General features: G+C 43.2%; 11 protein-coding genes. 8 read left to right on the forward strand and 3 right to left on the reverse strand.

Annotated features, from left to right (window positions below; all coding sequences use genetic code 11):
* Positions 1-7 precede the first annotated feature (7 nt).
* From C505_RS23755 to C505_RS0114130, 3 genes are read left to right on the forward strand one after another with little or no spacing between them, the layout of a single operon-like run.
* The gene (locus tag C505_RS23755) at positions 8-520 is read left to right on the forward strand and encodes a DUF2878 domain-containing protein (protein ID WP_018693276.1); all 513 of its coding nucleotides are present in this window, start codon (positions 8-10) and stop codon (positions 518-520) included.
* Positions 504-1,070 (forward strand): hypothetical protein, encoded by a 567-nt coding sequence (locus tag C505_RS0114125; RefSeq protein WP_040440006.1) that lies wholly within the window; start codon positions 504-506, stop codon positions 1,068-1,070. Before C505_RS23755 ends, C505_RS0114125 begins: the two co-directional genes overlap by 17 nt.
* Positions 1,067-1,582: a DUF3833 domain-containing protein gene (locus C505_RS0114130; protein WP_018693278.1), complete on the forward strand. Its 516-nt coding sequence runs from the start codon at positions 1,067-1,069 to the stop codon at positions 1,580-1,582. Before C505_RS0114125 ends, C505_RS0114130 begins: the two co-directional genes overlap by 4 nt.
* 79 nt (positions 1,583-1,661) lie before the next feature.
* On the opposite strand, the gene C505_RS0114135 is transcribed toward C505_RS0114130, so the two are convergent.
* Together C505_RS0114135 and C505_RS0114140 are read right to left on the reverse strand one after the other, a co-directional pair.
* Positions 1,662-5,840, reverse strand: a complete 4,179-nt coding sequence (locus C505_RS0114135) for a hypothetical protein (protein ID WP_018693279.1) — start codon at positions 5,838-5,840, stop codon at positions 1,662-1,664.
* A gap of 277 nt (positions 5,841-6,117) precedes the next feature.
* The gene (locus C505_RS0114140) at positions 6,118-6,552 is read right to left on the reverse strand and encodes a hypothetical protein (RefSeq protein ID WP_018693280.1); all 435 of its coding nucleotides are present in this window, start codon (positions 6,550-6,552) and stop codon (positions 6,118-6,120) included.
* 151 nt (positions 6,553-6,703) lie between these two features.
* Between C505_RS0114140 and C505_RS0114145 the strand changes: the two genes are divergently transcribed.
* The 3 genes from C505_RS0114145 to C505_RS0114155 all read left to right on the forward strand — a co-directional run bounded on the left by C505_RS0114145 (position 6,704) and on the right by C505_RS0114155 (position 9,790).
* Complete coding sequence (locus tag C505_RS0114145; protein WP_018693281.1) at positions 6,704-7,168, forward strand: low molecular weight protein-tyrosine-phosphatase; 465 nt, start codon at positions 6,704-6,706, stop codon at positions 7,166-7,168.
* A gap of 143 nt (positions 7,169-7,311) precedes the next feature.
* On the forward strand, positions 7,312-8,673 hold the full coding sequence (locus C505_RS0114150) for a class II 3-deoxy-7-phosphoheptulonate synthase (protein ID WP_018693282.1): 1,362 nt from the start codon (positions 7,312-7,314) through the stop codon (positions 8,671-8,673).
* Positions 8,674-8,878: 205 nt separating this feature from the next.
* Positions 8,879-9,790: a DUF2167 domain-containing protein gene (locus C505_RS0114155; protein WP_018693283.1), complete on the forward strand. Its 912-nt coding sequence runs from the start codon at positions 8,879-8,881 to the stop codon at positions 9,788-9,790.
* Between the two features lie 79 nt (positions 9,791-9,869).
* Here the strand turns inward: C505_RS0114155 and C505_RS0114160 are convergent, their stop codons facing one another.
* A complete protein-coding gene (locus C505_RS0114160; protein ID WP_026317979.1) occupies positions 9,870-11,516 on the reverse strand; it encodes an electron transfer flavoprotein-ubiquinone oxidoreductase in 1,647 nt (548 codons plus the stop codon).
* A gap of 173 nt (positions 11,517-11,689) precedes the next feature.
* Here C505_RS0114160 and C505_RS0114165 point away from each other — a divergent pair, with 173 nt between their 5' ends.
* Entirely contained in the window at positions 11,690-12,442 is a 753-nt protein-coding gene (locus C505_RS0114165; protein WP_018693285.1) for an electron transfer flavoprotein subunit beta/FixA family protein, read from the forward strand.
* On the forward strand, positions 12,442-13,368 hold the full coding sequence (locus tag C505_RS0114170; RefSeq protein ID WP_018693286.1) for an electron transfer flavoprotein subunit alpha/FixB family protein: 927 nt from the start codon (positions 12,442-12,444) through the stop codon (positions 13,366-13,368). The genes C505_RS0114165 and C505_RS0114170 overlap by 1 nt, the downstream gene beginning before the upstream one ends.
* Positions 13,369-13,424 lie beyond the last annotated feature (56 nt).

The raw sequence follows: 13,424 nt of genomic DNA on the forward strand, positions 1-13,424 counted from the left end.
TATCAACATGAAACAACTGATCCGAAAGCAACCCACACTCTTTGCGTCTATTTGGTTTCAATGCTTGTGGGTGATGGCAGTCGTTGGGCAATATCAGCTTCAAATGGTATTGCTCCTCTGTGTTGGGCTGACCTACTTATTTGCATTTCGCAACCTATGGGCGACGTCGTGGATATTTAGTATTGGTTTATTTGCAGATATGTTGTTTACATCTCTTGGGTTGTTTCAGTTCAAAGAGCCCGGATTACCACTTTGGTTAATGGGTTTATGGCTGGCGTTTGCATGGTATCTCGTACAAATGCGCCATTTGCTTCGTTGGGCTGGATGGCCTGCACTCGTTATTTTAGGGTCGACGCTTGGTCCTTTCAGCTATTGGGCCGGGGTAAAGTTTAACGCTGTTGTATGGCCTGTTGATATTAAGCTGACTTTAATCGTTCTTGGTACATGGTGGGCTGTATTTTTGCCTTTGAGTGGCTATCTGGCTAACCGTGAGGAGTCTTACGATGCGAATGCGCAATAGGCATTGTCGATATAGGCGGCTTGCACTGATATGGCTTTGCCTGAGTGTATTGGTGTTTTCAGGATTAGCAAAGGCCCAACAGCAGGAATGGTTATCCTGGAAGAAAGTTGGCCAAGCAACGCTGAGCTGGGGGTTTTGGACCATCTATGACTCGACACTTTATGTGAAGGGTGAACAGTTCAAAGTGTATCCAGAGCTAGATTTAAAACAAACACTGGCTTTAGAAATCACCTACCGCCGAGATATTGATAGTGAGGATTTAGTTGAGGAAACGATTTCCCAATGGGTCCATCTTGGCCTTTCAGAGCAACAAAGTCAAAAGTGGGCAAAAACACTTTCTGGCATGTGGCCAGATATTTTAGAAGATGACCAACTCATTTATAAGACGGATGGCCAACGCGGTACTTTTTTTCATCGCCGTGGGCACACAGTGGTCCGGATTGGTGAGTTAACAGAGGAAGCAATGAGTGATGCATTTATCAGCATTTGGTTATCACCTAAGACTGCCTACCCAGAACTAAGAAACAAGTTAATTGGAGTGAAGTCATGAGAGGATGCATTTTAATATGTATCATCCTGTTGGCGGGTTGCAGTACATCGATAGAAGACTATCGTGGAAATCAGCCTGATTTTCGGCTATTCGAGTATTTTGAAGGGAAGACACTGGCCTGGGGTATGGTGCAAGATTATTCAAAAAAGCAAACTCGTCGATTTGAGGTCCTCATCGAAGGAACAATTGAAAATAACGAACTGATCCTGAACGAAAGGTTTGTCTTTAGTGATGGCGAGAAACAAACACGTATTTGGAAGATCAAGGATGTTGGTGATGGATACTATACCGGAAGAGCGAATGATATCTTGGGTACTGCTCAAGGGAAAGTGGTTGGCAACGCACTGCATTGGCAATATGCCATGGTTTTAACGGTAGATGGCAAAGATTACGAGGTCGATTTTGATGATTGGATGTATCGTCAAGATAGTAAACATCTCTTTAATCTCACAGCAATAAAGAAGTTTGGTGTTGAAGTCGGTAAAGTGACAATTTTTTTTCAGAAACAGTAACTGATAATAAAATCCCTCACATGATGTGAGGGACTTCTCTATAAAAGACAGCCCTAAGGCGGCTTTTCTTATCGTTGGTCTAAACGCGGCGACGCCATCCAAATAATCCGAATGCAAATAATAAGAATATTGCACCGCCACTGTCACTCGTTGCAGACGTTGATGCAGGCTCATTCCCTGCTTCATCATTGTTTTCAGTACTTGGTGTTCCTGAATCTCGAGTTGTATCAGTACCTGGACCCGTTTCTGTCTCATCGTCAGAGACTGGCGAAACTGGAGAAGATGGATCCTCCTCATCATCAGTCACAGGTGATACAGGTCTTGGATGAATGGTGATCTGAACAAATTGCGGCTGACTTTGTCCTTTTCTATCTTTTGCAATCACACGCAGTCTCATTGTTGTTGATTTGGTCACCATTGGTGCTGAGACTGACATCGTTTGACCTGTCTTCATGCCCGACATCAAATCGACCCCTGTCGAGTTCATCTGTTCCCACTCATAAGTTAGCGCCGATTTTATCATCGATTTACCGCTGGCGGTGAGCTGGATCAGTTGACCAGCCTGAACAGTGACCGCATTGAATGGGTTTAATGTTGGCGCTTGGTATGGTTTGACTCGGACCATCACAGGCACTGACTCACTCGTACTGATACCATCAGAGACTGTTAGCTCAAAGACCAAAGAAGTCTCTTCGCTAACATCAGGCGCTTCGAATTGAATGTCACTGTTCGTTTCCTGCCCATCAATCAAGCCAGCTTCAAAGCGAATTAAAGGCAAAACTTTCCATTGATATTGTATTGGTTGTCCATTAAAAGCCTCAGCATTTGCAGGAATACGGACTTGCTGGCCTGAGAAAGCTTCGAATCCAGAATCAGGAAATGGATGAATGACAGGCTTTTTCTTTGGTTTTACCAGGACGTAAGCGTATTCCTTGTTCTGATAGAAGCTATCGATTGCGGTAACAGCGAAAATCAATGTTGTTTCACGGTCTACCTCAGGGGCGATGAAGCTCATCGTATTCTGGTCTTTTTGGATTGTAATTTGGTGTGCCAAAATGGGATTGACAGGTGCCCAGTCGTATGACACATGAGCATTCTGGCGGTCCGCTGCATGAGCATGTGCGACAATCTCAACAGTTTCACCTGATTGCGTTTCGGTCGTCTTCATCGGTGCAATAAACAGTCCATTATCTTTAGTGATCGTCACTTCAACATGGAGTGGTTTACTGTGTTCAGGGCCATCTCTTGCGATTACTTGCAGAACGACTTTGGTTGACTTGGATACACTGGGCGCATCAAAGCTGACATTTGCACGATCTGCATTTTTTAAATCGATTTTCAAACCAGCATTTTTCAGTACTTCCCACTTGTATGTTAAAGGTTGCTTGGATGGGGTTACGCTACTTGCATAGAGACTGAGCGTCATGTGTTGCATCACCCACTGTGCTGGGATCGGCTTCAACTGAAATGATGCCTGTGTATTGCGTACTTCTACTGGAACTTGAATGCGATTGATTTCTTGTGGACCATTGCTGAGTGTGATGTCAGTCAGTATGGTTTGTGTTTGGTTTACAACTGGCGCTTCAATACGAAAATCTGTCCCATTTGCTTGTGTTAGTCGTAATGATGGAGATGAAGTGGTACGTTGTTGCCACTGCGCAGTATTTGCAGGGTCTTGAGCAAATAAAGTTGGGATCGTGTGGGATTCACCTTCACCGATGATCACTTTCTTGATTTGACGGGGTTGAGGTTTGCAAGAGAAAGTATGATCATCACTAATCAGACCCCACTTGCGTAGCTTACCAGCTTTACCTGTTGAAGATGGGCGAATAAAGAGCGACCAGGTTCCGTCTAATGGAAAATTCTTAAAATAAGAGAGTCCATCATTTTGCTCAGTCACATTTGGGATTGTGGCTTGAAAGTGACCATTCTTATCAGTTTTTGTTCTAGATATGAGTAATGGGACTACATAATCAGAATGCTGTAGTCGGATTTCAACGCTATCTGATTGATGACCTTCTATGTCTATCCAAAGTTTTAGGCGGTTGGCCTTCTGCGGAGTTGTTCCAGAAATTTCGATGCTGGAAATTGTGTCACCAATTGGGCTGAGTGGTTGATTCGCTAAGTTAATCCAATAACTCTCATTTGGATAACCAATCTGCCGAGTGACTTTTTTATCGCCACGAAGGATATCTGCATCAGGGTATTCACCTTCTGCCTCAAAAAGGATATCAACAGGGGATGTGCAGTCAGCATTGCTCGGCACTTGCACTTGGATTTTATCTGAGAACTGTGATGTTTTCTCAGTAAGTAGTGTGCTTTGCTGAAGTTGTGCCTGTTGTACAGTGAGTCCAGGTGCTTGTGTAACCGCTGCCAGGATATTTTTGAGTGGATTTACAGAATCATTGAAAAGGACTGGTCTAAACCATGCAGAGTGGCCAGGAAGGAGAACTTCACTTTGTTCAACATGTATAATATCCAGTTTCTTATTGAGGATATTGTGTTTGATAAAATGCTTTTCAAAGATATCGGCATAGGACTTGTTTGGGTAATCAGCTTTTGCAGTCTTGACGATTGATTTGGCCCAAATTGGCATTGTCGCAGAGTTTGATAATCCATACATTGAATTTAAGATGATTTTATCGACATCTTCTTTTGGATCGCCGTTGCTTTGGATTTCTAACATACTTTGGTAAAGCGGGGTGGACCATAATTGGTCAGTTCCCATCTTGTATGATCCCAGACGCTTGTGAGCGGCATAGGTTTTCGTTGGATCGTAGCGTGCAGAGTCATGGTCCATGATCCTCAAATAGCCTTCCAAAGTTCTTGACTCTCCCCAGGTTGCAATACGATTGATAAAGTAATCATCAATGTGCTTTGGTGCTTTTCGGGTGCTCATTGCCCAATAATCAGCAAACCCTTCATTCATCGCGCCCCAGTCGCCACCATCTGTATTCCCTACAATATCGTCAACGATTGCATGTCCGTATTCATGAAGAATAATATCACTATCTTCTGCATGCATAATGTCTCTACCGCCTAATACGATGGTTCTGTGTGTTGTATAACGAGAGTTGTTTTCGCCATCGAGCCCATTTGTATCAACGGGGATAGAACGATATTGGATCCCTTTACGACCGACATATCCGAGTGATTGAAGATATCGTTGGTTCTGATCGATCGCGTAAAAAGCATTCACATCCCAAAATGCCTGTTGATCTCTGGTATATAACCACTCGCCATTGGTCGAGGTTGTTGGTTTCGCTAGTGGCTTTTGTAATTCAGCGATATGAACCCAAGGACCGGTTAAGTGATATTCCTCTTTACCAGTGTTCGTGTGAGATAAGGTGATCTCAGGTAACACAACTTCTGTGTAGGCACTGTCAAACATATATTCTGGAGAGTCATATCGAACATGTGTTGAGTTCAGTTCAACTTGGGGGTTGGTTAAAAAGACTTTTCCTTTTCCCTGCACATAAGATGTATTTGAGCGAGAAAGTTGAGCGGATTTGGACTGAAAAGCTTGCATGGAGGCTTCAAAGTCAACCATTTTTTTTGTTGATGTTTGTTGAAAGTGATCTGGAGGGAGTTGGTCTGATCCCAGAGTACTTTGTTGTTGGAGCTTTTGGTGTAACTCTCGTTGCGCCAAGCTTAAAATTTTACCAGTCGTTGCGTCGACATATTGTAACCAGCCACCTTGCGGCGCAGTGAGGCTAATTTTGACTTCATAGCTTAGCAGTAGTCCTTTTTGCGTCGGAAGGTAAACAAGCAGAGCTTCAGGTAATGCTAATAACTCTCCTGTCGGCTTTAAGTTTTCATAGGCCAGACGGATTGCTTGCTTTTCTGAGATCGAGATATTCTGTGATGGTACATGCAGATCCTTGGTTGGTACGATGTGCTGATATGTGCGCAGCACATGGCTTGCTTTTGTACCAATCGTAATGGTCAGGGCTGTGTTCGCAATTGGTGTGCCATTGATTTGTTGCACAAAATGAAAGTGTTTTGCACTTAGGCTTTCTTTTACAGCAACTTGCTGAAACTGTGAGTTTTCAGAGATGGGCAATTTTGCTCGCAGCTGATCAAGGGCACTGAGTGCTAAGCTTTGTTCATCACGAGATATCCCAACAGGAAGAGTTTGATTTGGAAAATCAACATTGATTTCTGTTTGGTACAACGGTTTGGCTAGCACATTTTGGCTTAGCCCACTGAGTGCGAATAGGCTATTCAGTACAACAAGGGAGTATAACTTCAATTTCACTTACCTGAGTTCATTAAACATGCAAAGTACTTCTGATATTTATCCGTACAAAAAGTTGACCATATTGCCTATAGTTTGCTTTTGTTAATAAAAAAGAATTAGAAGTAGTTTAAAAAAGGACGGAATTCTACAGAGATGGAAGTTCTCGATCAATTGATTAATTCTAAATCACTAAGAAGTCCGATCAGTCTATTATGTAACCAGATTGATAGGATTGTTGCAAAACAATTTCAGATGTGTCTGTTGATTTTGAATTGAAGAATTTACTGGTTGTTACTTAAGGGATTTTTGTGACTTCTTGCCACATCACCCACAAAGAAGATGCCGCAATAAACCCAACAAAGCCAGCTCCCAGAAAAGCAGCGACTAAATGAGACATAAAGGGAATGGAGGCAAACTCAGGCGCAACGTAAATCATTGCACTAAGGGACCCAAGGCTGGTTAACAAAGGCCAGTTAAAACAATTCAATTTTCGAATCAACCAAAAAACTGGAAAGAGAAAACATAAAATGTAAATGCCAGCCAGGAAGGAAGCAACGCCAACCGTATACAAGCCCTGACACTCTGTTGAGAAAAAGACACCAGCATGTTTGGAAGATATCGAAACCAATATAATCGTGATATAAATTGCTGTGGTTGTCGGTAAGCTGGCCATAAGGAAAGGTAAGCAGTACTGAAGGTGGCTTTGTGGTTTTTGACTTTGAAATGACATTACGATTTCTAGTGGCGAACTGACTGGCAGGATTATAGGGAAATACCTTTTAATGTCCAGAATATTTTTTGAAAAAACGAATTGGTTCAACCAGTTGGGTTGGCTTAAAAGTTATTTGTATTCAATGAAAGCGAATAAATAAGGTATGAAGATGCACTGTAACCATATTCTTTTTGTGTGCTTAGGCAACATCTGTCGTTCTCCAACGGCACATGCTGTTTTTCGTCAGATTGCGGAAAATGCGTCGATGAAATTAGACATCGATTCTGCTGGTACTTCTGCATATCATGCCGGAGAAGGGCCAGATCCCAGGTCACGAGCTGCTGGCGAACGGCGAGGTTATTCATTTCAAGGGATCTATTCCAGAGGCGTCACTTTAGAAGACTTTGAAAAATTTGACCTTATTTTAGCCATGGATAAGAACAACTTAAAAGAACTACTCAAGTCATGCCCAGAAGCCCAAAAGCATAAAGTAAAGTTATTTCTTGATTATTCTGTAACCTTCTCCGAACAAGAAGTGCCAGATCCTTATTATGGTGGTGAACGTGGGTTTGAACATGTTCTAGACTTGATAGAAGATGCATCCCGTGGGTTGTTAAATGAAATTAGCCAATGATTTCAGTTGTTTTTAAGATATTTTTTTCGAGAACGTAAAAAAACAACAATTTTGGTTGCATTTCAGGAGGATTCACATTACTTTCAATGACGGGACTGCAACTTAGAGGTCTATACGAGTTTAGAAGGTAAGGTAACAATACAGTGAAAAATTGGACTCCCCAGAGCTGGCGTGATTTTCCGATCCAGCAACAACCAAATTATGAGAATCTAGAAGAGCTTGCCTCAGTTGAAGCACAGCTAAAAAGTTTTCCACCCCTTGTTTTTGCAGCAGAAACAAGGGAGCTTTATAAGCAATTGGCCAATGTATCCCAAGGAAACGGTTTTTTGCTACAAGGTGGTGACTGTGCGGAATCATTTAGCGAATTTTCTGCGCCAAAAATCCGTGACACATTTAAAACTCTGCTACAAATGGCAGTGGTGCTCACGTTTGGAGGCTCTTGCCCTGTTACCAAAGTTGCGCGGATGGCAGGACAGTATGCGAAGCCCCGTTCAGCAGATCTCGAAACAATTGATGGTGTGAGTTATCCAAGTTATCGCGGTGATATTGTTAACAGTTTTGAATTCAGTGAAAGTGCACGTCGACCTGAACCACAACGTCTCTTGACGGCTTACCATCACTCGGCCGCAACGTTAAACTTGTTGCGCGCATTTGCACAAGGCGGTTTGGCAGACTTGCATCAGGTCCATGCCTGGAATATGAGTTTTGTTCAAGATAACCCGCTGAAAGAGCAATATCAGGATTTGGCGGATCGCATTGAGCAAGCACTTCGTTTCATGGAAGTTTGTGGGATCACTTCAGAGAACTCACCTTCAATTAAAGAGACGCAAGTATTTACTTCGCACGAAGCACTCCTATTGAACTATGAAGAAACACTGACGCGTTGTGATCATTTAACAAATGACTGGTACGATTGCTCTGCACACTTTGTGTGGATTGGTGAGCGGACGCGTCAACTTGATCATGCACACATAGAGTTTTTCCGTGGGATTAAAAACCCGGTCGGTGTAAAAATTGGCCCTGGTATGCAGGAAGATGATCTGATCCGACTCATTGATGCAGTGAACCCAAACAATGATGCGGGTCGTCTGACATTGATTACGAGAATGGGTGCAGATGTTCTGGGCGATAAGCTGCCTGCACTTGTACGTCGCGTTCAACAAGAAGGACGTCAAGTGGTCTGGTCAAGCGATCCAATGCATGGAAACACAGTCAAAGCAGGCAATGGCCTGAAAACTCGTAATTTTGATTCGATTTTGAAAGAAATCCGTCAGTTTTTTGCTGTACACCAAGCCGAAGGCTCGTACGCTGGTGGTATTCATTTAGAAATGACTGGTCAGCATGTCACCGAATGCACTGGTGGTGCTTATGGATTGTCAGAATCAGATCTGGCTCAATGCTACCAGACACAATGTGATCCAAGATTGAATGCAAATCAGGTGCTTGAGATGGCCTTTATCTTAGCTGACGCATTAAAGTCAGCAAGAAATGGACAGAATGTATAATTCAAATATGCTTTTTTTTTAATCATATTTCGTTTGATGTGAGAGCCGCATTTGATGCGGCTTTCTTTCTTCCGCACGTCTAAAAATTTATTACAAAATTGTAAATAAATGACCCGCTGAGTGGCATATCACCAAGACAAGTGTTACCATCACTGCCCTTATTGATTTGAATTTTTATTGACGTTATTTGTGGTAGGTTAAATATATGAAACAATTCTGGCTTCGTTCTTTTCTCGCCATGTTTGCTTTATTCTCCTGCTTTTCCTTTGCCTCTGAGCAGACAGACACAACAATGTCTGAAGAAGAAAAGCAATATGTTTTAAAACTACTCGGTGAATGGCAGGCCTTTGAAAAGAAAACGGGATCAATTGAATTACCCAATGGCGTCGCAACGCTAACGGTCCCTGAAGATTTTGTTTATATTGGGCCAGAAGATGCGAACCTAGTTCTCACTGCTTTTTGGGGCAATCCTCCAGGTTCAAAAAACCTGGGTATGCTGTTTCCTGTGAAATATACGCCAATTGACCCAGAAGCTTGGGGCGTAGAGATCAGCTACGAAGAAGAAGGTTATATTTCTGATAAAGATGCCGCAGAAATCGACTATTCAGAAATGCTGCAGCAGATGAAAAAGGATACTGCGCAAACAAGCAAATATCGCGTGAAACAAGGTTACCCAAGTATTGAGCTGGTGGGTTGGGCTGACAAGCCGTATTACGACCAAGAAACCAAAAAGCTTTATTGGGCAAAGGAATTGAAGTTTGATAATTCACCAGATCACTCCTTGAACTATGATATTCGAATTCTCGGTCGCAAAGGTGTACTGAATATGAGCTTTATTGCAGGTATGGAACAATTGACAGAGATCCAACTCAATCGTGAAAAAGTGCTCGCGATGGCAAATTTCAATGAGGGGATGCGCTACGAAGATTTTGATCCATCTGTTGATAAAGTCGCAGCTTATGGCATCGGTGCTTTAGTGGCAGGGAAAGTGCTGGCGAAGACAGGCTTACTTGCTGCGGCAGTTTTATTCTTGAAGAAATTCTGGTTTGTAATTGTCGCAGGCTTATTCGGTGTTACGAAGCTTCTATTTGGCCGTAAGAAGCAGCAAGAAAGTTAAATTTTGTAAAAAGAGCGGTTTGCCGCTCTTTTATCTTCCTTTGTCACACTCCTGAAAGATTTCGCTTTACGTTATCTCATCACATATTTGGATAGTTTGGTCCACCAGTGCCTTCCGGTGGGACCCAATTGATATTTTGAGTTGGGTCTTTGATATCACAGGTTTTACAGTGAATGCAGTTTTGCGCATTAATTTGTAGTTTTGGTTCGTGACCTTCTTCTATTATTTCGTAGACACCTGCTGGGCAATAACGCTGTGCTGGCTCATCAAATAAAGGTAAGTTGACCTCGATTGGTATCTTTACATCCATGAGCTGTAAATGGCAGGGCTGATCTTCTTCATGGTTGGTATTGGATAAGAATACGGAAGAAAGTCGGTCAAAGCTTAATTTCCCATCTGGTTTTGGGTATTGGATCGGTGTTTGGGTATCAGACTTCTTCGTTTGAAGGTGATCCGACTGATCATCCGTAATCGTAAAGGGGGAATTTCCACGAAACAAGTTTTGATCGATAGAATTCAAAGCCCCGCCAACCAAAGGCCCAAATTTATGCAATGTCGGCCCGAAGTTTCGGGAAGTGTGCAATTCCTGATAAAGCCAGCTTTCGTTTAGTTTTGTTGTTAAGCCTTGTTCAAACTCTGCATCACTCCAATTGTCTTGTATCGCCTGGAAGACGGACTCGGCAGCAAGCATTCCAGATTTCATTGCTGTGTGATTGCCTTTGATTTTTGCAAAGTTTAATGTCCCTGCATCACAACCAATCAAGCAGCCGCCAGGAAAGTCCATTTTAGGGAGTGAATTGTAACCACCTTTTGTGATGGCGCGAGCACCATAACAAACCCGAGTGCCTTGAGCCAATGTTGCTGCAATGGCTGGGTGATGTTTCATCCTTTGGAATTCTTCAAATGGGTTTAAGTAGGGGTTGTGGTAATTTAAATCAATAATCAGCCCAACGAAGACTTGGTTCTTTTCTGCATGGTACAAATAACCACCACCTGAGGCACCTGAGGACAGGGGCCAGCCAGCAGTATGAACGACTTTTCCTTCTCGATGTTGCTCAGGTGGAATATCCCAGATTTCTTTAAACCCAATCGCGTAGTGTTGCGGGCTTTTTCCTTTATCAAGGTGAAATTGTCGGATCACTTCTTTTCCTAAATGACCACGGCTTCCTTCTGCAAGCAGTGTATATTTACCCCGAAGTTCCATACCAGGTGCGAAACTGCTTTTCTGTTCTCCTGATTTGTTCAGCCCCATATCCCCAGTGACGATCCCGGCGATTCGGTTGTTTTCAATGATTAAGGACTGAGCTGCAAAACCCGGAAAAATATCGACGCCAAGCGCTTCTGCTTGTTCAGCCAGCCAACGACAGACATTGCCCATACTCACAATATAATTACCGTGATTGTGCATTGGCTTAGGCAAACAGAGATTGGGTAATTGGATGGATTTTTCTTCGTTCAATAAATAATAGAATTCGTCGCGAGTCACTTCTGTGTTGATTGGTGCTTCTGAAGATAGCCACTCTGGTAGGAGCTCGTCGAGTGCTTTTGTTTCTAATATTGCACCAGATAAGATATGAGCACCAACTTCAGATCCTTTTTCAACAATACAAACAGAAAGCGCCTGTTCTTTTTCTTTTGCTAACTGCATCAATCGAATTGCTGCCGACAATCCTGATGGCCCGGCACCTACGATGACGACATCAACTTCCATCGACTCTCTTTCCATGCCATTCACCTTTGTTTTTATTCAAAATAGGGTTGATTGGAATAGAAATACACTTTCCCCATCTATTCCGCTCGATTTGTTTGACAAGATTATTTGAGGTTGACGTTTACGTCAACAGTAAGTAGTCTGTTCCTCAAATTAAATCGAAGAATCGACGGAGACAGGGGGAGAAAATGAAAGTTCTCGTACCGATCAAGCGTGTGATTGACTATAACGTCAAGGTTCGTGTGAAAGCAGATCAAACGGATGTAGACTTGGCAAATGTCAAAATGGCAATGAATCCTTTTTGTGAAATTGCTGTCGAAGAAGCCATTCGTTTGAAAGAGGCAGGACATGCTTCTGAGGTCGTTGTTGTTTCCATTGGACCGAATACTTGTCAGGAGCAATTGCGAACCGGACTGGCGCTTGGTGCCGATCGTGCTATTCATATCATCTCTGATGAGATGCCAGATGCGCTCAATGCAGCCAAAATTTTGCAAAAAATTGTTGAAAAAGAAGCGCCTCAGCTAGTCATATTGGGCAAGCAATCAATCGATTCGGATAATAATCAAACAGGTCAGATGCTGGCTGCGTTATGCGGATATCCGCAAGGGACATTTGCATCCAAACTTGTTCTGGAAGGGGATAAAGCCCAAGTCACTCGCGAAGTGGATGGTGGATTACAAACACTGTCTTTATCATTGCCTGCTGTTGTGACGACTGATCTCCGGCTCAACGAACCTAGGTATGCCACACTCCCAAATATCATGAAAGCCAAGAAAAAGCCGCTTGAGGCGCTAGAACTTGGTTCATTGGGTGTAGACATCAAAGCTTCTGGACTGAAGCAGCTTAAGGTCACGCCACCTGCAAGCCGAGAAGCGGGGATTAAAGTTAGCTCAGTTGATGAGTTGTTAGAGAAACTGAAAAACGAAGCGAAGGTGATCTAATGGCGATTTTAATCATAGCGGAGCACCATCATCAGCACCTTGGGGCAGAAACCGCGAAAGTGGTCGATGCAGCACAGCAGATTGGTGGTGATATTCATGTCCTCGTTGCTGGCTCCAACTGTCAGGGCGCAGCGACTGAGGCCGCAAAACTTGCAAATGTGCAAAAGGTTCTTGTTGCAGACGATACGGCTTATCAAGCGCAATTAGCAGAAAATATAGCGGCACTAGTCGTCGAGCTAGGCCGAGATTATTCGCATATTCTGACAGCGGCGACGACAAGCGGGAAAAATTTTATGCCACGCGTTGCTGCAATGCTGGATGTGAATCAAATCTCAGACATTATTTCTGTGGAGAGTGTTGACACGTATACACGCCCAATTTATGCTGGAAATGCCATTGCAACGGTTCAAACAACAGATCCGATTCAGGTGATCACAGTACGTAGCTCTGCCTTTGAAGCTGTTTCACAAGGGGATGAGGTGCCAATAGAATCAATCGCTTTGGTCAAAGATCTTGGCCTGTCCAGCTTTGTTGGAGAAGAACTGACAAAGTCAGAAAGACCTGAACTCACGGCTGCACGTGTGGTGATCTCGGGTGGTCGTGGGATGCAAAATGCGGAAAATTTCAAGTTGCTTGAAGGGATCGCAGATCGGCTCAATGCGGCGATTGGGGCTTCCAGAGCTGCGGTTGATGCAGGGTTCGTCCCGAACGATATGCAAGTGGGTCAGACAGGTAAAATTGTTGCGCCAGATTTGTATATTGCAGTCGGGATCTCCGGTGCAATTCAGCATTTAGCTGGGATGAAAGATGCAAAAGTCATTGTGGCTATTAACAAAGATGAAGATGCGCCAATTTTTCAAGTTGCCGATTATGGCCTCGTCGCAGATTTATTTAGTGTCCTCCCAGAACTGGAACAAAAATTATAATACGAAAGGCCTGGAAACAAGCCTTGAATACGCATAAAAGTCAGTACCTATAATAA

Origin of the sequence: Algicola sagamiensis DSM 14643 (assembly GCF_000374485.1) — a bacterium.
Lineage (GTDB): Bacteria > Pseudomonadota > Gammaproteobacteria > Enterobacterales > Alteromonadaceae > Algicola > Algicola sagamiensis.

Bases quoted from the DNA above. Each gene is read 5' to 3' on its own strand.
- C505_RS23755 (WP_018693276.1), top strand. From the start codon at position 8: ATGAAACAACTGATCCGAAAGCAACCCACACTCTTTGCGTCTATTTGG.
- C505_RS0114125 (WP_040440006.1), top strand. From the start codon at position 504: ATGCGAATGCGCAATAGGCATTGTCGATATAGGCGGCTTGCACTGATA.
- C505_RS0114130 (WP_018693278.1), top strand. From the start codon at position 1,067: ATGAGAGGATGCATTTTAATATGTATCATCCTGTTGGCGGGTTGCAGT.
- C505_RS0114140 (WP_018693280.1), bottom strand. From the start codon at position 6,552: ATGTCATTTCAAAGTCAAAAACCACAAAGCCACCTTCAGTACTGCTTA.
- C505_RS0114145 (WP_018693281.1), top strand. From the start codon at position 6,704: ATGCACTGTAACCATATTCTTTTTGTGTGCTTAGGCAACATCTGTCGT.
- C505_RS0114155 (WP_018693283.1), top strand. From the start codon at position 8,879: ATGAAACAATTCTGGCTTCGTTCTTTTCTCGCCATGTTTGCTTTATTC.
- C505_RS0114160 (WP_026317979.1), bottom strand. From the start codon at position 11,516: ATGGAAAGAGAGTCGATGGAAGTTGATGTCGTCATCGTAGGTGCCGGG.
- C505_RS0114165 (WP_018693285.1), top strand. From the start codon at position 11,690: ATGAAAGTTCTCGTACCGATCAAGCGTGTGATTGACTATAACGTCAAG.
- C505_RS0114170 (WP_018693286.1), top strand. From the start codon at position 12,442: ATGGCGATTTTAATCATAGCGGAGCACCATCATCAGCACCTTGGGGCA.